This is a genomic window from Marinomonas sp. 63XJN7_9_ISO-PGPR-S23-217, from assembly GCF_056173515.1.
Map to the genome: position 1 here is coordinate 326,577 of NZ_CM149678.1, position 23,230 is coordinate 349,806.

Here is a 23,230-nt window from a genome sequence, read left to right on the forward strand (position 1 = left end):
TAATTCATTCCATTTCATTATTAGGATGTCTTCCTAGAGGCTGATTCATGTCTAAGTTTTTTATTGCACGACCCAATTTCGCTTGGGTGGTTGCAATCTTTATTTTGCTGGCAGGTTTATTGACTTTACCAAGTTTACCTATTGCCCAGTATCCAGTTGTGGCACCACCCCAAATTACGATCACGGCAACGTATCCCGGTGCTTCGGCACAAGTGCTGAGGGACTCTGTTACCAGTGTGATCGAAGAAGAGTTAAACGGTGCCAAAGGTCTGTTGTATTTTGATTCTTCCAGTAACTCAAATGGTATTGCCCAAATCACCGCGTCGTTTGCGCCTGGTACGGATCCTGACTTGGCTCAGGTCGATGTTCAGAACCGACTAAAAAAGGCGGAAGCGCGTTTGCCTAGTAGTGTCATCACGCAGGGTGTTCAGGTGGATCAGGCTAATTCCGGCTTCTTAATGTTTTATGCGCTGACATTTAAAGGGGATGACACCAATAAGAAAGTGGTTACTTTAATGGACTACGCCGCACGCAATATTAATAACAATATTCGTCGTGTGAAAGGTGTGGGTAAGTTGCAGTATTTCGGTACGGAAGCGGCAATGCGAGTCTGGTTGTCACCGGAAAAACTGTTGAGTTACGACTTGTCCGTGAATGATGTGAATCAGGCTATTCGTCAGCAAAACGTTCAAGTTCCGGCTGGCAGTTTTGGCAGTCGACCCGCAGACAACAAGCAAGAGCTGACCGCTACTCTCGTTGTGAAAGGTATGATGACGGACCCACAGGAATTCGGCAATATCGTCTTGCGTAGTAAAACGGACGGCTCGGCCGTGCATCTAAAGGACGTTGCTCGTATTGAGATAGGGCAAGAAAACTATAACTTCGAAACGCGTCTAAACGGCCACAAAGCTGCCGCTGCGGCAATACAATTAGCTCCCGGCGCCAACGCCATCGAGACCGTTAAAGCGGTAAAAGCCCGCATGGCAGAGTTGGAGAAAAATTTTCCAGATGACATGCAAGTTTCTTTCCCTTATGACACCTCGAAGTTTGTGAGTGCTGCCATAGAAAAAGTCATACACACCTTGTTAGAAGCCATTGTGTTGGTTTTCTTGGTTATGCTGCTGTTCTTGCAAAATATTCGTTACACCTTAATCCCGACTATAGTGGTGCCTGTTTGTATCATGGGAACTTTTGCCGTGATGTATCTAATGGGATTCTCCATCAATATGATGACCATGTTCGGTATGGTGCTCGCCATTGGTATCTTGGTGGATGATGCCATAGTGGTCGTAGAAAACGTGGAACGTATCATGATGGAAGAGGGTTTATCGCCGAAAGAGGCAACCATCAAAGCCATGGGGCAAGTGTCTGGTGCGATTGTGGGCATTACCTTGGTCTTGTCTGCGGTGTTTGTGCCGTTGGCCTTTATGAGTGGCTCTGTTGGGGTGATTTATCAGCAGTTTTCTATGTCGCTCGCCGTATCTATTATGCTATCTGGTTTCTTGGCGTTGACCTTCACTCCGGCGCTGTGTTCCACCTTGTTAAAACCCATCGATCAAGACGCGCATCATAATAAAGGTGGCTTTTTCGGTTGGTTTAACAAGCGCTTTGCAGGACTTTCAGATCGTTATATCAAGTTAAATAACAAAACGGTCAATCGATCTGGACGCTTTATGTTGATTTATTTGGCTTTGATTATTGGTTTAGCTTTTGCGTATGTGCGTTTGCCAGAGTCATTTGTACCAAATGAAGATCAAGGTTATATGATTGTTGATGTTCAGTTGCCCGCAGGTGCGACGTTCTCAAGAACCGATGCGACTATGAAGAAAATAGAGCATTATTTAGGGCAACGTGCCCCGGTTGAGAATGTGACATCGATAATGGGCTTTAGTTTTTCCGGTATGGGGCAAAATGCGGGCTTGGTATTTCCGACGTTAGTGGACTGGAAAGACCGAAAAGAGTCTGCGAATCAAGAAGCCATGGCGTATAACCAATTTGCTTCGACCTTGACTGATGGGAAATCTTTCGCTGTTCCGCCGCCGCCAATTGAAGGGATGGGAAACTCTGGTGGTTTTTCATTACGCCTTCAGGATCGGAGTAACTTGGGACGCAAGGCCCTGACGAATGCACGTAATATTTTGCTCGCTGAGGCCAACAAATCTCCCATTATTGCTTATGCTATGATGGAAGGTTTGGAAGACGCGCCGCAATTAAGAATCGATATTGACCGCAAAAAAGCCACGGCTTTGGGGGTCGGTTTTGACTCAATTAATAACGCGGTTTCAACAGCTTACGGTTCGGCATCAGTTAATGATTTTACCAACGCAGGTCGCCTACAACGAGTTGTGGTGCAGGCGGATGTAAAAGACCGAATGACGCCTGAGAGGGTATTGCAGCTGCATGTGCTGAATGACGAAGGTAATCTGGTGCCAATGAGTGCGTTCGCCAAAACAGCATGGGAAATTGGCCCTGTGCAGTTGTCTCGTTACAACGGCTATCCTGCGTATAAAATATCCGGTAGCCCGATGCCCGGTTACAGTTCTGGTGAAGCGATGGCTGAAATTGAGCGTATTATTAGGACTTTACCAAAGGGGATTGGTTATGAGTGGACAGGGCTGTCTTATCAAGAGAAAGCGGCGGGTGCCCAAGCACCGATGCTATTAACGATTTCAGTGTTAGTGGTGTTTCTTCTGTTAGTGGCTTTATATGAAAGCTGGTCTATTCCGTTTTCGGTGATTTTGATTATTCCTATTGGCGCATTAGGAGCTGTCGCGGCGGTCTACATTATGGGTATGTCCAATGATGTTTACTTCAAAGTAGGGTTAATCACCATTATCGGGCTTTCTGCGAAAAATGCGATCTTGATCGTGGAGTTCGCTAAAGACTTGTACCAACAGGGGCATACGCTGAAAGACGCCGCTATTCAGGCTGCTCGACTTCGTTTCCGGCCAATTATCATGACATCAATGGCATTTATATTAGGGGTTGTGCCGTTAACGATTGCCACGGGAGCAGGTGCGGCAAGTCAGCACTCCCTTGGGGTGAGCGTTGTTGGTGGGATGATTTCTGCGACGTTGCTGGGTGTGTTATTTGTGCCGATTTTCTTTGTTTGGGTACTAGGTATGGTGCATCGAGATAAGAAAACCTCCTAGTACATAAAAAAGCAGCACTTTTTGGCAATAGGGTGCTGCTTTTTTTCCTTTCTCACCGCTTTACCTCTCGTTGAGAAGCGTCTTTCTCTGCTAGAATCGCCGCGCTTGCTATAACCCAATGCGAGCAAATATTCTTCAATCAAAAGTTGGATGAATGCGGTGAGTTTCAACTATGCTGATGTGAAACTTTGGATAAATTGACATAGAGCTATTACTCTGTGTTTTTAGAGAGTTCTCTCAATGAGCTTATTAATTACGACTTGGATTAAATTCTTTTTCCTGTTTGCTCCCTTTTTTGTGCTGTCTATGTTTCTCGCGTTAACGCGAGGTGAGTCTGCGGCTTCACGACGACAAGTGGCTAATAAGGCACTGATTGCCTCATTAGTCATTGCTATTGTGCTGCTATTTTTTGGTGGGGCGTTATTTAATGTACTAGGCATTACTTTGGATGCATTCCGCATTGGCTCCGGTGTGTTGCTGTTTTTGTCCGCCTTAAGCTTGGTCAAAGATGGCACACGTAACCACGCCGTGGGCATGCCGAGTGAAGAGCGTGACGATGTATCAGTCGTTCCTTTGGCGGTGCCTATTATTATTGGTCCGGCGACCATTGGTACTATTTTGGTATACGGTGCTGAACTCCATGGTTGGCAATTAGTCATGGGGATCATGGGGTTGCTGCTCGCCCTCTTATCTTTGGCGGTGATTTTGTATTCTGGCTCGTTAATCGAAAAGATGCTTGGGCGAACAGGATTAAATGTCTTGTCTAAAATTACGGGCTTGATTCTGGCGGCAATGGCATCGCAAATTTTAATGAGTGGTGTGATGGGCTTTTTGCATCCGGCTTAATCGTCAGTATTATTGTGCCTCCTATGGCCTGTTTTACAGCGAAAAGTCATTTTTTGAAACGGCGTATTGGTGCGTCGACTTCTTCTTGTCTCCGTCCTGTTATAGTATAACGGGATTGTGGTGACTAAGTGAGAAGTTGATGGCTAAGAACGCCGTTTTTTTATTGATGTCCTGTGTATGTCTGTCGATGCCGATTGATGCCTATGCTGCTTGGGATTGGAGCGATTTTGGTTATACACGCTTTCTTAACTGGGTGGTCTACGAGCAGGTGGATTTACACCGTCAGTTGGTGATGGCGGTGCAAAAGCTAAGTCGTCACGATAGCCCAGCGCTGCTGTGGTCTTTAGTCTCAGGAAGCTTTATTTATGGGATTTTTCATGCGGCGGGGCCGGGCCATGGTAAAGCCGTCATTTCCTCTTATATGTTAGCCAGTCGCGCGCCACTGCGCCGAGCCATTAGCCTGTCTTTTTTGTGTGCGGCCGTACAAGGCTTGATGGCGGTGGCCTTGATTGTGGTGTTGGGGCAGATATTTTCCCTAGTTGGTAAGGCTATGCGCATCAGCCAATTTTTCGAGATCGCCAGTTTTGCTGCCGTGGGCTTAATTGGTGTCTGGATGTTGGTGCGTTTATTACGGGGTAAGTCCAGCTGTGGGCACGATCATTCCCATGATCACAAGCACATAGAGGCTTATCACACTCATACCCATGATCATGGTGGTGAGCATAAAGATTGTGACCACTCGGTTTGCCAACATCATCAGGGTGAAGTCAAGTCTGTCGAGCAGGTTGTGTTGGATGACCAAAAAGCGGACCGTCGTAGTATTTGGGCTATGGTGGGAGCCGTGGGGATCCGTCCCTGTACTGGCGCCGTGCTGGTTTTGGTGTTTTCCATGAGTGCCGGTATTTTTCATTGGGGACTCGTGGCGACAGCAGCGATGTCTCTGGGGACAGCCATCACGGTGGCAGGGTTGGCGATCATTAGTGTTATGATACGCGACAGCAGTTTTGCAATCACAGGTACACAAGGCGTCTGGCAGAGACGGCTATCCGTTGGCTTTGGGTATTTTGCAGCGATTGCTCTAATTATTATCAGTATTTCCATGATTTGGACGTACGCAAGCTATGCAGGAAGGCCTTTTTAATGAGTGAAAAACACAATCATCCTAAGGATGAAGAGCATCACGATCATGACCATTGTGTTGAATCGGCGCTGCAGACGGCGGAAGCATTGTGTCTGGAACAAGGGCAGCGTTTAACCAAGGTACGTCGTCGGGCATTGGAATTGATCTGGGAAAGCCACCGTCCACTAGGGGCGTATCAATTATTGGCAAAATTGGCGGAAGAAGGATTTAATTCGGCTCCTCCGACGGTTTATCGTGCACTGGACTTTTTACTCGGTGCTGGCTTAATCCACAAGGTGGAGTCCATGAATGCCTATTTGGGGTGTGCCCATGCGGACAGAGCCCATAAAGGGTATTTTTTGATTTGCGACGAATGCCACAATGTGATGGAGTTCGATTATCAAGACATTCATGCCTCTTTGATCGATAAAGCGAAAAAACAAGGCTTTGAATTGCGTGCGGAAACCATCGAGTTAACGGGGTTGTGCGCCACCTGTAAAAGTGCGGGTGAAGCTGCCAAAAAAGCCGCTAAGGATAAGTCGTGAGCACCCGTTTAGTCACGTTCGAAAACATCGGCATTACGTTCGACCGTCGTATTTTATTGTCCAGTATTGATATGACCATAGACGAGGGGGAGATTGTCACCCTGATCGGCCCAAATGGTAGTGGAAAAAGTACCTTGATTCGTACTTTGTTGGGGCTGCAAGAACCGACCTCCGGTAAAGTAATACGCAATAAAGCATTACGCATTGGTTATATGCCGCAGAAATTGCACATTGATCCCACCTTGCCGCTGACGGTGAAGCATTTTTTGGCGCTGGTTCGTAACGTCAATAAACGTGATATTTTACCGACACTGGAAAAGGTCGGCGTTGGGCATCTGTTGAATTCACAAGTGCATGTGTTGTCAGGAGGAGAAACGCAACGGGTATTGTTAGCTCGTGCTTTGTTGAATCGTCCGAATTTATTGGTTCTGGATGAGCCAGTACAAGGTGTGGACGTGAATGGCCAGGTGGCGCTCTATAATCTGATAGAAAATATTCGCAATGAGTTGCATTGCGCGGTGCTGATGGTGTCTCACGATTTGCATTTAGTCATGGCCAAAACCGATACGGTAGTGTGCATTAATCAGCATGTGTGCTGCTCGGGTACCCCCCAGCAGGTGACTGGACACCCTGCTTACCAGGCTTTATTTGGCATTCCTGGCGCAGATGAGTCCATCGCCATTTACGCCCATCAACACGATCATGTTCATGATAAGCATGGCGACGTGCTCGACGCTGATACCCCGCAGGATGGTGATCATCACGATCACACCCATTGCTCCCACCATTAATGTCGTTATATCTATGTGTCGTTTTCTACGTGCCAGTTTGGAGTATTCTGTAATATGATGGATTTTTTAATCAGAGCCTTAATCGGGGGGCTGGGCGTCGCGGCGGTAGCAGGGCCATTAGGCTCCTTTGTTGTATGGCGACGTATGGCGTATTTTGGCGACACGCTTGCCCATTCGGCCTTGCTCGGGGTGGCATTGGGCTTTTTGCTGAATGTTAATTTGAACCTTGCCATTATCGTTTTGTGTGTGGGCTTGGCCGCTGTTTTGGTGACGTTGCAAAAGAAGCATATTATCGCTACGGATACCTTGTTGGGCATTCTCGCCCACTCTTCTCTTTCTCTTGGTTTGGTGGCCGTGAGTTTTCTCGATAATATCCGCATCGATTTAATGGCGTATTTATTTGGCGATTTGCTGGCGATTAGTCAAACCGATTTGTATTGGGTATATGGTGGCGGTTTGCTCGTTATTGCTTTACTGGTGGCTTTTTGGAAGCCATTATTAGCCATGACGGTGAACGAAGAGTTAGCAAAAGTGGAAGGCTATCCAGTGGAATCGATCCGGCTGCTTTTGATGTTGCTGGTGGCGCTGGTTATTGCGGTGGCGATGAAAATCGTTGGGGTGTTGCTGATTACCTCTTTGATGATCATTCCCGCTGCGACCGCTCGCAAGGTGTCTGCTACGCCGATTCAAATGGCGGTAATGGCTAGTTTTATTGGTTGTTTGTCCGTATGTGGTGGCTTGTGGGCGTCTTATCATTGGGATACCCCAACCGGACCCAGTGTGGTGGTGTGCGCTGCCATGTTGTTTTTGATTACTTATAGTTTACCGTTTAGGCGGCGTTAGCGAGTGGTATACTTTTTTCATCGATAAAAAAATGGCGTTAAAAAATGAAAGATCTAAAAGACACTGTCTGTGTCGACCCAGTAACACCTCCGCAGATGGGGCGTACAAAAAGATTGGCTTTTCAGATCATCGCCGTCTTGAGCTTGATTATGGCGTTTGTCGGTATTTTGGTGCCTGGGATTCCTGCCACTGAGTTTATTTTGTTGTGTGCTTGGTCTTCTTCTAAAGCATCGCCGCGTATTTATCGATTTTTACATGAAAACCGTTTTACGGGCCCTCTGTTATATAACTGGCATCATGGACGTGTCGTCTCTCGAAAAAGTAAAATCGCTGCCACCATCAGTATGCTGGTCTGCGCTATTTTATTGTTACTAAGTGCCTTGCATCCTTTACTGATTGCGTTGTGTATCGGGTGTATGTTGTGCGCCAATATATGGATATGGTCTCGCCCCGAATCCGTAAAAAAGGCGACTGTTTAGCTTGGCGGTTATTTCGTATTGTTTCTACCATTAATGACATTAAATACTGAATGAGACAAAAAATGGCCGTTACCTTGGATGAAAAAGATCAACACTCCCTCGCTAAATTTTTAAAACTGTCTACTCGGGAGGATCACGATGGGGTAGACCAGATGGTGATGTCCTCTAAACCCTTCGCCAGCCAAGAAAATTATGCGAAGTTTCTAACGCTGCAGTATCTTTTTCATCTTAGTGTTGCCCCTTTGTATCACCATGAACCATTGCAAGCCATGCTACCAGGGCTTAGTACATTATCGCGTTTGGCTGCAGTTGAAGCGGATTTGGCGGATCTTGGGTTAACGCCGCAGGTTGATGCCAGTATGGTGGCGAGAGTGGATGATGTATACGAGGCCATTGGTTGGTTATATTGCAGCGAAGGTTCGAACATCGGAGCCGCTTTTTTGTATAAAGAAACGCAAAAACTCTACTATGATAAAGATCATGGTGCACGGCATTTAGCGTCGCCCATGGAAGGACGAGCGCTCCATTGGCGTCAATTTGTTGCGCAGTTGGATGCTCTGGAACTGACTGATGAGCAATCCCATCACGTGTTAAAAGGTGCTGTTGACGCCTTTGATTTTTATAAAACCACATTGCGACGTATTTTCTAATAGGCCGGCTCAAATGAGGCTGGAAAATGTAAAGTATCTCAGTCGGTTTGTTCATCGCCAAACGCAAGAATCGACCTTCATTCCATGTTTACCCTTCCGATGTCAAAGCATTAAGCTTTGTTAATCCAATGATCCAAAGAGAGTTTGCCTGCCCCTTTTAGCATTAGCAGTAGGGTAAGAGCTAGCCAAGTGGCATGGGTTGGGTAAGCATCCGGGTAGACGAAAATCTCAATCACCAGGGTCATAAAGGCTAAGCCAAATGCCGCTAAACGCGTAAATAAGCCAAATAAAATCAAGGTCGATAAAATATGCTCCGCCAAGGCCGCCATCACAGCGGCAACCACAGGGGTGAGGAGTGGCAGCTTGTAATCGTTCTCGAATAAATAAATCGCGGTGTCTGACAGGTGCGGCCAGCCTAGATGCATATGTCCGCTTATAATGTCTAGAGAGAACCCTTCGATTTTAGTCTGACCGGATTTCCAAAATACCGCAGCGATACCAAAGCGGGCTATGAACAAAATCACGGACTTCGGAATCAGATGAAACAGACTCTCACTTCTAGATAGTATGAAACGCACCATAGTGTTTTCCTTATTCTTCTTGTTGGTGAATGGCTGGTGGTTGGTTCGAAATACGGCTAATCAGCTGCCATTCCATCAATTTGGCCAGCATGCTGCCTAGATCAAAATCGGCTTCATCTGGAATGGCGTCTTCCAGTGATTTGTGTTGTAAGAGGTTCTTTAAAAAACAGGCTTCGCTAAAGCGGATAACATGCAGTTGTGCATAAAGAAAAGACTTGTATAAAAGTAAATACTCACTTCCATAAATATCCACCTCGTCTAAGCGTAATTTTCCATCGCTCTGATGGGCCTGATACAAGGAGCCAATGGCAAAGGGTGAGGCTAATAGTTGCGTATTAGGCGGTAGGCTCAGATACAAAGCGCTCGGTTCTTCAACTTTGGCAAACACTGTAACAACGTCTTCTCGGGTCAGTGTGTCGTGTTCTCTCTCATGAGTCAGAGTAAGCAAATTGCGCTCCAATGCCGCAAGGTCGGCTAAAAAAGGCAGACTGTTAGTGGCTTCAAAACCACGAATAAAGTCTGAAAAGTGTTGTCCGTACTCGCGCAAAATAGGTGAACTTGGTGGATGCTCAACAATGTAAGCCCGAGCCATAGCACGAAAAAAATCATCCCCTACTACAGAATGGGTAACCGGAAAAATGTCGCTCAATGCTTCAATCAAAGAGACAAATACATTATTGCGATAGACGTTTAGACGAGTTTCTTTTTCTGCTAAAGAGCCTGCTTTAATCTCGTTATAGAAGCGTGCGTCTTGGGAGAAAAGGGCGGATTTAAAGTGCGAGTTCATGATGTCTCTCCTGAATCACCGCTTGTCGAATCTCATCTGCAAACTGAGCTTCTTTCAACAATTCGGTAATGGACGGCAAGTTGCCGTCGCGCTCAATCAAGGTTGGAACATCGCCTGCCAGTCTCAGGGTGTGCTGATAAAGCCCCCAAACATTTTGGCTCACCGTGTCATCGTGACTGTCGATTTTCAGCGGAAGTTCTTGATTCGTATCCATGGTGTGGCCCGCTAAGTGAATTTGCCCCACAGCGTCCATCGGAAATGCGTTCAAATACTCGTAAGGATTTCCTCTACGATTAAAACAAGACACTTCCACGTTATTCACATCTAGCAAGAGGCCGCAGCCTGTACGTTTAGCGATGGTGCTCAAAAACTCGACTTCACTCATATTACTGCGAGCGAATTCAAAGTAGGTGGAAGGATTCTCCAACAGCATAGGGCGCTGTAAGCGCTCTTGAACTTGATCTATGTGCCGGCAAACGCGATCCAGTGCAGTTTGATCGTACGGTACAGGAAGTAAGTCATTCAAATAGTGCGAATAATGGGACGACCACGCAAGATGTTCGGAGAACACCTCTGGTTGCACCGTCTCAACCAGTGTTGCGACGCGTTCTAAATGGTCTACATCCAAAGGGGATTCTCCACCAATGGATAATCCCACACCATGTACGGTAATCGGGTAATGTTCACGAATTTGCGCTAAAAAATAGGGCGCAGGGCCGCCTTTACTCAGATAGTTCTCAGCGTGAATTTCAAAGAAACCTATCTCAGGAAAATCGGTCAAGATGGTCTGATAATACACGGGTTTTAGGCTGATACCAGTGTGGGATAAAAAGCCCGAAGATGCGCTAAGCGCACCTTCGGCTTTGTTTGCTAAACAAGACATGAGAAGGCTCCAAATGTCTGCTTAGAAGGCTTTTAACTGGCCGTGGCCAGTGGGAGAGGTAGACGATTTCATGTCCATGCAAGTGCCAGCTGGAACGAGTTTGAAGGCATTGCCTTGATCGTCCACTTTTGATGTTCCTGCGCAGGTTGTGCCTGGGCCTGCTTTACAATCATTTTGGCCTGCCATAGCAACACCAAAGCATTTTTCTTTGCTAGCCGCTTGCGCTGGCATCGCAACAGCAGATAGGGCAACGGCAGTACCAAGGGCTAGTGCTAGAGTCGCTTTTGTGTTTTTCATGGGTGTATCCTCTTTTTTCGTTATTGGATTGTATAAACAAGGTGGGCCAATGGCCTTTCCTTGTAGTGACATTCCTTTGTCGAAGTGAGGAAGGGATTTCTTACACAAAAACAGGAAAAAATTTTAAAAAATTATTCGCTTTTTGATTCTTCAACATAACGCTTTGAAATTGTTCGCAATTCTTCTACTTGATGAGAGAAGCGTCGGCATGACACACAGATGGTGGTATGCACACCTAAGGATACTTTTTCTTTGGCGTTCAGTGGACGATCAAGTTTTTCAGAAAGTAGTTGTGTGGCTTGTTTGCAATTCATGATGTTGGCTCCGCTGCGTACCAGTTGTCTTCTAAGCATTCACGTAAACGCAAACGTGCGCGGTAAAGGGTGACGTTGAGGTTAGTGATGGTGAGTTCTTCGTTATAGCAGATCTCGCTGGTTTCCATTTCCAGAAACTCACGCATCATAAACAATCGACCATATTTTTCTGGCAAAGCGTTTAGGCAGGCATCAAACACGCGCCAGAAATGTTCGTTTTCCACGCCGTGGTCTGGGTCATCCCATTTTCGTGGTCGTTCACTTTTCTGCCAATGGCCATTTTCAGTAAATAGTGCATCGATCAACGCTTCGCCATTGATATTCGGGCCCTCTTCTAATTGGCTGGCGGCAGTATGGCGTTTTTCTTTGCGCAGTAAGTCGATCACCTTGTTTTTCAGGATAGAGAAAACCCAGGTCTTCAGTGCCGCTTGGCGTGCGAAGCGATCAATATTTTGATAGGCGGAGATCATGGCTTCTTGTACAGCGTCTTCAGCAAGTTGCTCGTCGCGCACTTGCAGAAGGGCGAATTTCAACATTTGCTGACGCAGTTCTTGGGTGAATTCGACGTCAAAAAACACGCCCATATTGGGCGACGGAGATGGGCCAGGTGAGGTGCTAGCGTTTGTCATGTAAGCCTCTGCTTGTCGTTTTTTCATAGTTTAGACGTCAATAGCAGAGTTTTTCTTACAAAATTTAGGAATATTTTTTTTAAATGAAAAAGCCCTTATTTATTAAGGGCTTTAAACGCTTCTTCAATTTTTTGTTGGCTGTAAGGTGGTGCAATGCTACCAGCAAATTGACCTTTGGGGTTCACCAATAAGAGTAGTCCTTGGCTCTCGTGATAACCTTCTTTTTCCATAATAAGGGCTATTTGTTTATACAAAGGAGACGAAGGGCGAATTACCACCTGACCACTTTGTTCGAAGGCCATGGACTCACCTTGGCAAATGGCATCACAAATCGTCGGTTGCAGTAGCAAGCCAAACCAGCTGCCAATATTCGCACCAGACTTACCCTCTAAAGAAGGCAAGGCTTGTGGGTTAGATAGCAAAGTAATATCAAGGGCCGCTTGCTGTGGTTTGGATAAATGTGGCTCTTCTGAATAAAACTGATAATGTGCGCTGATTCCCCAAATAATGAAGATACCGAGACACAGAGAACCTAGCCAGATGAGATTAGACCGTTTCATTCTTGAGGACCTGATGCTAATGGTGAGGTCTCGGCTAAGTACTCATCTTTGAGTTTGACATAGTTCAGGCCAGCGTATTGGAAATATTCAATTTCTTTTGCTGTTAATGGGCGAGCTTGTTTGACTGGCGAACCCATATACAAAAAGCCAGATACCAAACGTTTACCAGGGGGGACCAAAGAGCCAGCACCAATGATCACTTCCTCTTCGATCACCGCACCATCCAAAATGGTGGTGCCCATTCCCACTAAAACCTTGTTGCCGATTTCGCAGCCGTGGAGCATCGACATATGACCCACAGTAACATCATCGCCAATGGTTAAAGGATGGCCTTCTGGTTTATAGGAGCTGGCATGGGTAATGTGCAGACAGGAGTTGTCTTGAATGCTGGTTCTGGCACCGATGCGAATACGATGCATGTCACCACGAATAGCCACCAAAGGCCAAACGGAGCTGTCGTCGCCAATTTCCACATCGCCAATGATAACAGCGCTCTCGTCGACCCAAACGCGTTCCCCTAGTTGTGGTGTGTGACCACGGAAAGATTTCATCACCATACAGACTCTCTTCTCATCATTTCGGTATTAGTGTGTAGTAAACAAGAACTATCGCTATGATAGCGATTCCAGCATTGAAAAAACACAAACACCACATATCTTATAGGCATACATGAGCTTTTTCATTAGGCAGTCTTAGTTCTGCTTAATCCACTTACATGAAGTCAGACAAGGTGCCGTAATATGGCAGATTGCCTGTCTATTTTGCGTAGAAGGATAACACGATATGCCACAGTCCGTATGGGATGCGACCCGCTTACCGATCTTTTCCACGATTGATGTTTCGTCGATTGAGTCGGAATTAGAGCAAAGACTAAAAGACACCACAGCTGCGATTGAAGCTTGCGTCAGTCAAAATGCCCAACCAACTTGGGAAAGCTTAGTTCTGCCATTAGACCAGCTTCACGACGACTTAAATAATTTTTGGTCTCCGATTAGCCACTTAAACTCAGTGAAAAATACGCCCGAGTTACGTCAGGCCTATAATGCCTGTTTGCCTAAGTTGACTCAGTTTTATACGGATTTAGGGCAAAACAAGGATCTTTACCAAGCCTATAAACGCTTATCAGAAAGTGATGCGGCAAAAGAGTTAACACAAGCGCAGAGTGAAGCGCTCAAGCAAACCATCCGAGACTTTGAGTTGTCTGGCGTGGCTCTCGAGGGTGAGGCCAAAAAACGTTATGGCGAGATCAGTCAACGCTTGTCTGAGCTGAGCAGCCAGTTTGGCGAAAACGTTTTAGATGCGACGCAGGCGTGGAGCAAACTGATCACGGATGAAAGTGAGCTAGCGGGGCTACCAGAGTCGGCACTAGCGCAAGCGAAACAAATGGCTGAAGCCAAAGAAAAAGACGGATGGTTATTCACTTTGGATTTCCCATCTTACATGCCTGTGATGAGTTACGCTGATAATGCCGCTTTGCGCGAGGAAATGTATCGCGCTTTTGCGACTCGAGCATCAGATCAAGGAGGCGACATTAAGTTCGATAACGCTCCTTTAATTGACGAGATTTTGGCGTTGCGCCATGAGATGGCCCACATTCTTGGGTTTGATAACTACGCTGAATTGTCAGTTGCGACCAAGATGGCTGATAACGGGCAACAGGTTATCGACTTCTTAGAAGATCTAGCCAAAAAATCAAAAAGCTCGGCAGAACAAGATCTTGCGCAATTAAAAGCCTTTGCTAAAGATCAAAATGGCGTAGAAGAGTTGAACGCTTGGGACATGATGTACTATGGGGAAAAATTGCGTCAGCACCAGTACAGTATATCTCAAGAGGCACTGCGTCCTTACTTCCCAATAAATAAGGTATTGTCAGGATTGTTTCACGTGGCACAAACCTTATTTGGCGTCGATATTCGTGAAAAAAAAGAATTTGATAGTTATAACAAAGACTTACAGCTATTTACTATCAGTAAGGATGGTGAAGACATTGCACGCTTTTATTTAGATCCTTATGCTCGCGAAGCAAAACGCGGTGGCGCTTGGATGGATGCTTGTCGTACGCGTCGTCGTTTGAGTGATAATCGTTTGCAACTTCCTGTAGCCTATTTAGTGTGTAACTTTACGCCACCGATTGGCGATAAACCTGCGCTATTAACTCATGATGAAGTCACGACTTTGTTCCATGAGTTTGGTCACGGCTTGCACCATATGTTGACTCAAGTAGATGTGTCATCTGTTTCTGGTATTAACGGTGTGGTGTGGGATGCTGTCGAGTTGCCCAGTCAATTTATGGAAAACTGGTGTTATGAACCCGAAGCGCTCGCGCACATTGCGGGTCATTTTGAAACGGGTGAGCCGTTACCGCAGGACTTGTTAGATAAAATGTTGGCCGCGAAAAATTTCCAATCGGGTATGCAGATGGTGCGCCAGCTAGAGTTCTCGTTATTCGACTTCCGCTTGCATAGGGAATATCAAAAAGGCATTTCGGTTCAGTCCGTTATTGACGATGTGCGCAGCAAAGTGGCAGTAACGACGCCGCCGGACTTTAACCGCTTCCAAAATGGTTTTTCGCATATTTTTGCTGGTGGTTACGCTGCAGGTTACTACAGCTATAAATGGGCAGAAGTCTTATCGGCCGATGCCTTTTCGAAATTCGAAGAGGATGGCATCTTTAATCAAGACACTGGCGCACGCTTCCGTGATACCATATTGGCTAATGGTGGTTCTCGCCCTGCTGCAGAGTTATTTGCTGAATTCCGTGGTCGTGAGCCAAGTACCGATGCCTTATTGAGACACAGCGGCATCGCGGCATAAACTTTCGTTCTGCAAGGAAACAGCGCCTTGCTTGACGATGGTCAGCACAAGACGCTGTTTTTTATAACGTCGTTTGCAGACGTTACTTTTAAAGGTATTAGGGCTATGACAGTAAAACGCTTTATCGCAGGGGCAGTGTGTCCTCGTTGTAATGAAATGGATAAGATTCGTGCTTGGCGCGATGATGACGCAGAAAAGCAATATCGTGAGTGCATTGCTTGTGGGTACACGGATGAGCAATCCACCTCAATACAGGCACAGCCAACAGAGATTCCTACTCGTGTAAATACGCCCCATAGCAGCGCCCCACAAGCGGATGAAATGGTGATTAACTTTATACCAAACCCTGGCTCGACGAAGCATTAATCAAGAATACAAAAAAGCGGATCGACTATAAAATAACGTCGATACGCTTTTTTGTGGCGATTTTCATCTCAATGTTAATGATGAGAAGAAACTAAGCCTTGGTTAACCACAGCAAATCCAATGGTTCAATCAGACTGAAAGACGATAAATCAATCCGTTCATTGTCTAGCAAGTTCATTGCGGTTTGGTTGCCGATAAGTTCACCGAGTGTGGAGGCAATCGGTACGTGATGTTCGCTAATATTGGCGATGACCAACAGAACCTTATCACCGCTTTGTCGTTTGAAGGCGAAGAGATGTTCGCTGCCTAGGGAAATCAGTTCGAATGCCTTCGCGGCAAAAATGTCATTGGCCTTACGAATCTGAATCATTTCGCGAATCAACTGAGCGACTTTTCCTTGTGGTGTGGTGAGGTCTTCAGCTAATACAAAATCGGCTCTGGTGAGTTTTTTACGATGCACCCAGCGGCTATCGTCTGCTTTTGTCGGGTCGTTCAGATAATCGTTGTTATTAAGCACGCCAAGGTCGTCCCCTTGATACAACAAGGGAATGCCTGGCATGGCAAAGTTGATGCCATTGAGCACTCGTATACGCTTGATGGCGTGATCAAGCAGCAGTGGATCGTCAGCCGCAATGGCTTTTTCAACGCCTGCTAAAGACGCCAATGTGCCACACACGCGACAGTCGCCATTGACTGGATTTTCTTGAAACGGTACTCCAGCAGCAAAAGAGCCGGCAAATTGTCCTGTATAGAATTGATTTAAAAAGTGACGATGACCGATGCCATCAATGCCAAGACGGTCTGAAATGGTGTCATCCCATAACCAGCCAATGTCGTCATGGCAACGAATATAATTGACCCAGCTGGTGTGCTCTGGAATCTGAAAACTGCGCTCAAGGGATTGATATAACAAATTCGTTTGGCGTGTCGCTAAACTTTCCCATAACAAGGCCATCATAAGTGGGTTGTAAGACAGCGTACACTCGTCGGTCGCAATGTATTTGTTTACTTCATCAGGGTGAACGATGGCTTCCGATTTAAACACAACATGCGGTGCTGCAATGTCTAAGCAGGCTTTAAAGGCTTTGATCAGGTTATGTGCTTTGGGGAGATTTTCACATACGGTGCCTTTTTCTTTCCAGACAAAGGCTAAAGCGTCGAGTCGTAATACATCGCAGCCGTTAAGAATCAAGTGCAGCATTTCTTCTACGACCGCGACAAAAACGGCAGGATTGGAATAGTTAAGATCCCATTGAAATGAATTAAAGGTTGTCCAAACGTGGCGATCTAATTCTGGTAAATAGGTGAAACTCCCGCGTCGAATTTGTGGGAATATTTCGCGTACGGTTTGGTTGTATTCTATGGCGTCTTGTTCGTCCATAAAATAGTAATAGCCTTGGTATTCTTGATCGCCTGCTTTTGCTGCTTGTGCCCAGCTATGCTCGTCTGACGTGTGATTAAATACAAAGTCCAGCACCATACGAATGCCTTTTTTATGCAGTGCTGACGCTAGGTCTTTTAAATCTTTGTTCGTGCCAAGCTTAGGGGACACCGTACGGTAATCCGAAATGGCATAACCACCGTCACTGTTTCCTTCTGGTGATAAATAAAGCGGCATGAGATGCAGATAATTTACCCCCAAAGCTTCAAAGTAAGGGATCTTTTCGATCAGAGAACTCAGATCATCCGCCAGTAAATCCACATAGACGGCAATGCCAATATTTTGATTGGACTCGAACCAGAATGCGGATTTGTTTTTGATTTGAGCAGGGCACTTTTTTTTATGAAAATCGATAACGGATTGCAGTAATACCTTTAAGTGGTAATGCAGGTCAAAGCGCTGCCCATAGAGTGGAAAAAGCTGGTTGAACAGGGGATGAAACCCGTTTGTTAAACGCTGAATAAGGATGGATTTTTTTTGCGGCGTGAGTTGGCTGAAATCGAGTTCAGCCAATAAACGTTGCAGGGTTTTTTGTGCTTCAAACGTGATGTCCATATTAGTGCCTTATAAAGACGTGCTCGTAACAATGGCGAGAATAGATTTGTATGAATTAAATTAAAAGGTTTGGCGAGAGAGGGTTCGCTTCCACGAAAAAACAGCGCTCTACGTTTTCCAAACAGAAAACGTAGCCTAAAGGGATAGGAAGGGTCAATATGGGGGCTTTCTAAATACTGACTTAATTTTTTTAGGGATCTGGTGGCTATTTATTCTGCTTTATCGGCGTAGCCACTACCAATGGCACGAAATGGCATGTCTAGTTCAAGCTCGGGCACCTGTAAACCTATCCAAGCAGGAAATGTATTACTGTTTGGACCAGGGAAGACGACGTATTCATTGGCCCAAGGATAGCGTTTGACGGCAGCGGTTATTTTCGGGATAAGGCGTTGGGCTTTTTCTCCTTGAATAGATAAGATTTTCTCAGGCTTGGCGCCAAACCAATAACGGTCAGGAGTGGTGGTCTGGTGCGTCTCTAAGGCAGGTAGCCCTCGCTTTACCCGCCATCCTACGACCTCATAGACGGTATATTCTTGGGCATTTTCTTCTTTTACCGCGATCCAGGTATGAACGGCAAACCAACCTCGCCAACTGAATGCATCAGCGGCGTAAAACTCTATGATCGCTTCTCTGTTTTTCTGGGGATCGGCGGCAAGACCCGCTGGTTCACGGCTGGCAGTGCGCCAATTATCGCTAGAACAGGCACTAATCAATAACGCGAATAATGTAATAGTGAATAACCTCATGCAGGCTCCATGTATTTTTGAGACATCTAGCGACTGAGTATAGATCGTTTATGAAAGATTGCGTTCGAGTTATTTCCTTAATATCACAGGGAAGTAACAAATATAAACATCTCGTTCATATTGTTTGATTTTTTAAAGGGGACAAGGGGAGTATTTTGCCCTGATTTGGTTGTTTATCTGGTGATTCTTCTTTTATGCATAATATGTGTTTAATTAAATTAAAGGTGCGTTTTTTTATTCAAAAATGAATAGAAAGAGACACTGTAAGCGATTCTATTTTATTTTTTTAAATGAGTGTTATTATTTAAAACATGACATGAACAGGCGATCTTTTAAATTTATTTGATGTTCTTTTTAAAAACTATCGCCTCTTAAATACGGAATACCTTAGGAGGTAAATATGAATTTGGTAACTAAAAGCGCATTAGCATTGTTTGCAGCGGTCTCTATTTCTTCTGTTGCGATGGCAGCACCTGGAGACGCTTCATACGGTTCTAAAGTAAAAGCACAAGCGGATGTACAACAGCTAGAAAGTGAAATTCAACAGTTAGGTGCAACGCCAAATCTTGGTGTGAATCTGAGCACAGCGAAAACCGTTAATACGCAAGCTAAACTATTGAACACAGCAGCTGAAAACCTACAACTACAACTTAATGAACTGAAAAGCCAAAACTCTTAAGTTGTCGTGAATCCGTGACCGTTGCATCGATTTTTTGAGTAGATGCAACTCTTTTATCAATGGGCTGACTTAATCAGGTTAGTCCAATATAAAGTTCAAGCAGGTCATAAATCTGTTGGAACTCGCTACAAAGGAGATGTTTTATGAATACTTTAACAAAAGTAGCACTGACTCTATTAGCAACGACTTCTTTTGCTTCTGCGGCGTTTGCAGCCCCAGGTGATGGTACATACGGTTCTGTTGTCAGAGCCCAAGAGAAAGTCAACAATCTTGAGCAACAGCTTGAAAGCAGGGGTGTTAACGTTAATACCAGCATTGATATGAGTACTGTTCACACGTTTCAAGATAAAGCAGCGGTATTAAATGCAAAAGCACAAGACCTGCAATTGAAACTGAATGAGCTTAAATCTCAAAACTCATAATTTTCTAACGATTTATAATTTAAATAGTTCGTTTGTAAAATAAAAAAAGCCAGCATAAGCTGGCTTTTTTTTTATGTGTATTTAAAACATTAATAAATTTGATAGATATTTATTAATTATTCGATATTTTATCAGACGGTCTTTTTTGAATAAAAACTTATTTTATTTCAGTAATGAACTCTTCTTTTGGACGACGTACTTTTTTCAAGTTTACCAACCAGTCTCCTTCTTCTGCGCGGTAACCCAGAGGAAGCAGAACAACAGAGCGTAGGCCACGGTCTTGTAGGCCTAATAGGGCATCGATCTCTTCGGGAACGAAGCCTTCCATTGGTGTGCAATCGACTTTTTCTTCCGCCGCTGCTATCAACGCAGTACCAAGGCCAATATAGGCTTGGCGAGCAGCGTGCTCATAATTCACTTTTTTGTCACGAGGAGGGTAACTGCTTAGTATCAGCTGGCGGTAGTTTTCCCAACCTTCGTTGACGAACCCACGTTCCTCGTTAACTAGGTCGAACATTTTGTTAATACGTTCTTCTGTATAGTTGTCCCAAGCTGCAAAGACCAGCAAATGAGAGCAATCTGTTAACTGTGCCTGATTCCAAGCATGGGGCAGCATTTTTTCACGCAATTCTTTATTGGTGACAACAAACACTTCATAAGGCTGGAGGCCGCTTGAGGTTGCTGTTAGACGAATTGCCTCAAGAATACGCTCCACCTTCTCCTGCGGTACCGATTTTTCAGGATTCATTTTCTTAGTTGCGTAGCGCCATGATAACTGTTCTAACAAATTCGACATTTCGGAATTCCTCGATATATAAGTTTACCCACAATATGAGGTCTATAATGACGAACTTCAAGTCGAATATGAAGGCGAATTTTAACGATAGTTTTGAAAAAGCATGAATAAAATAGTTCGGTTCTTGGCAACATTCTGTTGACGATGAACGCTATGTATCCCTGAGAGGCTTAGTGAGGTAAGGATAAGCTTAACCATTTGAACAAATAAAATTCTCATAATTATGCGCCAAAATGGTTCATTTATCCCTCGTGATGTTTTATGGTGCTCCCTCGAAAAATTTGATGGATCTCCCCTATGACTTCAAATATGAAATCAACGTTGTTTCAGCGTTATATGAATGGCAGTCTCGTATTGCAAATTGTTGTTGGTATTCTGTGTGGTGTTGTCTTAGCGTACGTTTCACCTGATGCGGCCCAATCTGCGGGTGTGTTAGGCGGCTTTTTTGTCAAAGCCTTGAAAGGGATCGCGCCGATTCTCGTGTTTATCTTAGTCATCGCTTCCATTGCCAACCATAAGCATAATCAGCAAACCTATATTCGACCTGTTTTAGTACTGTATGCCGTGGGTACCTTGATTGCTGCCATTAGTGCGGTCTTTTTCAGTTATTTGTTTCCGACTAAGTTAAACCTAGTGGCTGGCGATATTAGTCAATCTGCTCCACAAGGCATACATGATGTCTTGCATACGTTATTTTTTAATATGGTGGATAACCCTGTTAATGCGTTAGTGACAGGCAATTACATAGGTATATTAACCTGGTCTGTGTGTTTTGGTATCGGCCTGCGCCATGGGTCGGATACAACGAAAGCGTTGCTGCAAAATTTAGCTGACAGTGTTACTCGAGTCGTGGGCTTTGTTATTCGCTTAGCGCCATTTGGTGTGTTTGGTTTAGTATCGAACACCATTGCAACCACAGGTTTTGGTGCACTGTTAGGTTACTCCCATCTGCTGGCGGTGTTGATTGGTTCCATGCTATTTATTGCCTTGGTCACCAACCCTTTGTTGGTCTTTTTAGCGACGCGAAAAAATCCCTACCCTTTAGTTTTTCAATGCTTAAAAGAAAGTGGTGTAACGGCTTTTTTTACGCGCAGTTCCGCTGCCAATATTCCCGTTAATATGGATCTTTGTAAACGCCTTCAATTGGATGAAGATACCTATTCAGTGTCTATTCCCTTAGGGGCAACCATTAATATGGCAGGTGCGGCGATTACGATTACCGTCCTAACGCTTGCAGCGGTGAACACATTAGGCATTCCAGTGGATTTTGCCACTGCGATTCTGCTCAGTATTATTGCCGCTATATCGGCTTGTGGTAGCTCTGGTGTGGCTGGGGGATCTTTATTACTGATTCCTTTGGCTTGTAGCTTATTCAATATCCCCAATGAAGTGGCGATGCAAGTGGTGGCTGTGGGCTTCATTATCGGGGTACTACAAGACTCGTCAGAAACGGCATTGAACAGTTCGACCGATGTACTCTTTACCGCAGCGGCTTGTCGTTCCGTTAAGCATCATTCGTGAGGGACGATTGAGACCGTCACAGTGATATGAAATAGGCTGATAAAAAAACCGCGCTCGCGGTTTTTTTATGCGGCGTGAAGATCATCTAAGTAGAAATACTGAGTCTTATTACGTACTAATCACGATCTGTTTTCGGTATTTATGCGAATTGTTTACAGATTGTTTTCAGAAGATGATGAAACCTGCTTTATCCAATTAAACAATAATAAACAAGCAGGATGATAATCAATGATCTCTCTTAAGATGACTTCTTTTGTAGCGGCTGCGGCTGTTACCCTCGGTACACTGTCTATGCCTTCTATGGCAGCAGAGCGTGTTTATAAACTCAAAATGGCAGAATCTTGGACTACCAACTTCCCTATCTTTGGTGATGCGCCTCGTAACATGGTACGTATGGCGGAAGAAATGTCTAAAGGCCGCTTAAAAATCACCATCGACTCAGCAAACAAACACAAAGCGCCATTAGGTGTGTTTGATATGGTGCGTGCGGGTCAGTACGACATTGGTCATTCTGCTTCTTATTATTGGAAAGGTAAGGTGCCCAACACCATGTATTTCACCACCATGCCGTTTGGTATGACGGCACCGGAGCAGTATGGTTGGTTTTACTATGGTGATGGCATGAAGCTGATGGAGAAAGTTTATAAGCCCTTTGGCTTGTTGTCTTTCCCTGGGGGCAATACCGGTGTGCAGATGGGAGGATGGTTTCGTAAGGAAATCAACTCATTGGATGACTTGAAAGGTCTAAAAATGCGTATTCCAGGGTTTGCTGGTGAAGTGTTAGCGAAGCTAGGTGCCAAACCAACGAACATTCCACCTGGTGAGTTATATACGGCTCTTGAGCGTAACACGATTGATGCCTTGGAGTGGGTAGGACCGTCTCTTGATTTGCGCATGGGTTTCCACAAAATTGCGCCTTACTACTACACAGGTTGGCATGAACCAGCAACTGAGCTTCAGTTCCTAGTAAATGAGCGGACATGGAAAAAACTACCGGACGACCTGCGTGAAATTCTGCGTGTCTCTATGAAACTGGCCGCTTATGATATGTACATTCAGTCTTACCATGAAAGCGGTGTGAACTGGGCGAAAATGAAATCTGAATACCCAGATATTCAGGTTAAGACTTTCCCTACACCAGTTCTAAGCGCCATGAAAAAAGCCAACGAAGAGTTATTGGCGGAAGCGGCTGCGAAAGATCCGTTAACGAAAGAAATTATCGATTCCCAAGAAGCTTATATGAAAGTGGCCCGTGTATGGACCAACATTTCTGATCGAGCTTACCTAGAAAGCTTAGACAAAATTGCCGAATAAATCTTGATCGCGTAGCGGGGGGCGTCCTCCGCTACTTCGCTCTTTGTAAGCGAGTTAATGCTTACTAAGGACGTTGATTGTTAGGAGTTAGCGTGCCAT

Annotated in this window: 25 protein-coding genes; 14 read left to right on the forward strand and 11 right to left on the reverse strand. The window is 45.1% G+C overall.

What is annotated here, in order from left to right; translation table 11 throughout:
* Positions 1-47: 47 nt before the first annotated feature.
* The 8 genes from AC0VYI_RS01490 to AC0VYI_RS01525 all read left to right on the forward strand — a co-directional run bounded on the left by AC0VYI_RS01490 (position 48) and on the right by AC0VYI_RS01525 (position 8,426).
* Entirely contained in the window at positions 48-3,152 is a 3,105-nt protein-coding gene (locus AC0VYI_RS01490; protein WP_475446830.1) for a multidrug efflux RND transporter permease subunit, read from the forward strand.
* 240 nt (positions 3,153-3,392) lie between these two features.
* A complete protein-coding gene (locus AC0VYI_RS01495) occupies positions 3,393-3,998 on the forward strand; it encodes a MarC family protein (protein ID WP_475446832.1) in 606 nt (201 codons plus the stop codon).
* Positions 3,999-4,137: 139 nt separating this feature from the next.
* Positions 4,138-5,139, forward strand: coding sequence for a nickel/cobalt transporter (locus AC0VYI_RS01500; protein WP_475446834.1), 1,002 nt, complete (start codon positions 4,138-4,140; stop codon positions 5,137-5,139).
* Positions 5,139-5,663 (forward strand): Fur family transcriptional regulator, encoded by a 525-nt coding sequence (locus tag AC0VYI_RS01505; RefSeq protein ID WP_199475491.1) that lies wholly within the window; start codon positions 5,139-5,141, stop codon positions 5,661-5,663. Before AC0VYI_RS01500 ends, AC0VYI_RS01505 begins: the two co-directional genes overlap by 1 nt.
* Entirely contained in the window at positions 5,660-6,454 is a 795-nt protein-coding gene (gene znuC / locus AC0VYI_RS01510; protein WP_475446836.1) for a zinc ABC transporter ATP-binding protein ZnuC, read from the forward strand. The genes AC0VYI_RS01505 and znuC overlap by 4 nt, the downstream gene beginning before the upstream one ends.
* Positions 6,455-6,508: 54 nt before the next feature.
* On the forward strand, positions 6,509-7,297 hold the full coding sequence (gene znuB, locus AC0VYI_RS01515; protein ID WP_199475489.1) for a zinc ABC transporter permease subunit ZnuB: 789 nt from the start codon (positions 6,509-6,511) through the stop codon (positions 7,295-7,297).
* A 44-nt stretch (positions 7,298-7,341) separates the two neighbouring features.
* Entirely contained in the window at positions 7,342-7,776 is a 435-nt protein-coding gene (locus AC0VYI_RS01520; protein WP_475446837.1) for a YbaN family protein, read from the forward strand.
* A 62-nt stretch (positions 7,777-7,838) separates the two neighbouring features.
* Entirely contained in the window at positions 7,839-8,426 is a 588-nt protein-coding gene (locus tag AC0VYI_RS01525) for a biliverdin-producing heme oxygenase (RefSeq protein WP_475446839.1), read from the forward strand.
* Positions 8,427-8,536: 110 nt separating this feature from the next.
* On the opposite strand, the gene AC0VYI_RS01530 is transcribed toward AC0VYI_RS01525, so the two are convergent.
* The 8 genes from AC0VYI_RS01530 to AC0VYI_RS01565 form a co-directional block, all read right to left on the reverse strand.
* Positions 8,537-9,007 carry a DoxX family protein gene (locus AC0VYI_RS01530; protein ID WP_475446841.1) on the reverse strand — a complete coding sequence of 157 codons (471 nt, stop codon included), beginning with the start codon at positions 9,005-9,007 and terminating at the stop codon, positions 8,537-8,539.
* Between the two features lie 10 nt (positions 9,008-9,017).
* Entirely contained in the window at positions 9,018-9,794 is a 777-nt protein-coding gene (locus tag AC0VYI_RS01535) for an HvfC/BufC family peptide modification chaperone (RefSeq protein ID WP_475446843.1), read from the reverse strand.
* Positions 9,778-10,677, reverse strand: a complete 900-nt coding sequence (bufB, locus tag AC0VYI_RS01540) for an MNIO family bufferin maturase (RefSeq protein ID WP_475446845.1) — start codon at positions 10,675-10,677, stop codon at positions 9,778-9,780. Before bufB ends, AC0VYI_RS01535 begins: the two co-directional genes overlap by 17 nt.
* Before the next feature lie 21 nt (positions 10,678-10,698).
* Positions 10,699-10,974, reverse strand: a complete 276-nt coding sequence (locus AC0VYI_RS01545) for a BufA1 family periplasmic bufferin-type metallophore (RefSeq protein ID WP_199475483.1) — start codon at positions 10,972-10,974, stop codon at positions 10,699-10,701.
* Between the two features lie 131 nt (positions 10,975-11,105).
* Positions 11,106-11,288 (reverse strand): zf-HC2 domain-containing protein, encoded by a 183-nt coding sequence (locus AC0VYI_RS01550; protein WP_233407604.1) that lies wholly within the window; start codon positions 11,286-11,288, stop codon positions 11,106-11,108.
* Positions 11,285-11,917 carry an RNA polymerase factor sigma-70 gene (locus AC0VYI_RS01555; RefSeq protein WP_475446846.1) on the reverse strand — a complete coding sequence of 211 codons (633 nt, stop codon included), beginning with the start codon at positions 11,915-11,917 and terminating at the stop codon, positions 11,285-11,287. Before AC0VYI_RS01555 ends, AC0VYI_RS01550 begins: the two co-directional genes overlap by 4 nt.
* A 95-nt stretch (positions 11,918-12,012) precedes the next feature.
* The gene (locus AC0VYI_RS01560; RefSeq protein WP_199475481.1) at positions 12,013-12,477 is read right to left on the reverse strand and encodes a hypothetical protein; all 465 of its coding nucleotides are present in this window, start codon (positions 12,475-12,477) and stop codon (positions 12,013-12,015) included.
* Positions 12,474-13,034 carry a gamma carbonic anhydrase family protein gene (locus AC0VYI_RS01565; protein ID WP_475446848.1) on the reverse strand — a complete coding sequence of 187 codons (561 nt, stop codon included), beginning with the start codon at positions 13,032-13,034 and terminating at the stop codon, positions 12,474-12,476. Before AC0VYI_RS01565 ends, AC0VYI_RS01560 begins: the two co-directional genes overlap by 4 nt.
* Before the next feature lie 226 nt (positions 13,035-13,260).
* Here AC0VYI_RS01565 and prlC point away from each other — a divergent pair, with 226 nt between their 5' ends.
* On the forward strand, positions 13,261-15,291 hold the full coding sequence (gene prlC, locus AC0VYI_RS01570; protein WP_475446850.1) for an oligopeptidase A: 2,031 nt from the start codon (positions 13,261-13,263) through the stop codon (positions 15,289-15,291).
* A 105-nt stretch (positions 15,292-15,396) separates the two neighbouring features.
* Positions 15,397-15,657 (forward strand): YheV family putative zinc ribbon protein, encoded by a 261-nt coding sequence (locus AC0VYI_RS01575; protein WP_199475478.1) that lies wholly within the window; start codon positions 15,397-15,399, stop codon positions 15,655-15,657.
* 91 nt (positions 15,658-15,748) lie between these two features.
* Here AC0VYI_RS01575 and AC0VYI_RS01580 read toward each other — a convergent pair whose 3' ends face one another.
* Together AC0VYI_RS01580 and AC0VYI_RS01585 are read right to left on the reverse strand one after the other, a co-directional pair.
* Positions 15,749-17,653 (reverse strand): alpha-amylase family protein, encoded by a 1,905-nt coding sequence (locus AC0VYI_RS01580; protein ID WP_475446852.1) that lies wholly within the window; start codon positions 17,651-17,653, stop codon positions 15,749-15,751.
* A gap of 209 nt (positions 17,654-17,862) precedes the next feature.
* Complete coding sequence (locus tag AC0VYI_RS01585) at positions 17,863-18,399, reverse strand: DUF3750 domain-containing protein (protein WP_475446854.1); 537 nt, start codon at positions 18,397-18,399, stop codon at positions 17,863-17,865.
* Between the two features lie 400 nt (positions 18,400-18,799).
* Here AC0VYI_RS01585 and AC0VYI_RS01590 point away from each other — a divergent pair, with 400 nt between their 5' ends.
* Both AC0VYI_RS01590 and AC0VYI_RS01595 read left to right on the forward strand, forming a co-directional pair.
* Entirely contained in the window at positions 18,800-19,078 is a 279-nt protein-coding gene (locus AC0VYI_RS01590; RefSeq protein ID WP_199475475.1) for a hypothetical protein, read from the forward strand.
* A 143-nt stretch (positions 19,079-19,221) separates the two neighbouring features.
* Entirely contained in the window at positions 19,222-19,500 is a 279-nt protein-coding gene (locus AC0VYI_RS01595) for a hypothetical protein (RefSeq protein WP_475446856.1), read from the forward strand.
* 157 nt (positions 19,501-19,657) lie between these two features.
* On the opposite strand, the gene AC0VYI_RS01600 is transcribed toward AC0VYI_RS01595, so the two are convergent.
* Positions 19,658-20,296 carry an NAD(P)H-dependent oxidoreductase gene (locus tag AC0VYI_RS01600; RefSeq protein WP_475446858.1) on the reverse strand — a complete coding sequence of 213 codons (639 nt, stop codon included), beginning with the start codon at positions 20,294-20,296 and terminating at the stop codon, positions 19,658-19,660.
* Positions 20,297-20,605: 309 nt separating this feature from the next.
* Between AC0VYI_RS01600 and sstT the strand changes: the two genes are divergently transcribed.
* Entirely contained in the window at positions 20,606-21,817 is a 1,212-nt protein-coding gene (gene sstT, locus AC0VYI_RS01605) for a serine/threonine transporter SstT (RefSeq protein ID WP_475446860.1), read from the forward strand.
* A gap of 228 nt (positions 21,818-22,045) precedes the next feature.
* Positions 22,046-23,131, forward strand: coding sequence for a TRAP transporter substrate-binding protein (locus AC0VYI_RS01610; protein ID WP_199478263.1), 1,086 nt, complete (start codon positions 22,046-22,048; stop codon positions 23,129-23,131).
* Positions 23,132-23,230: the final 99 nt, after the last annotated feature.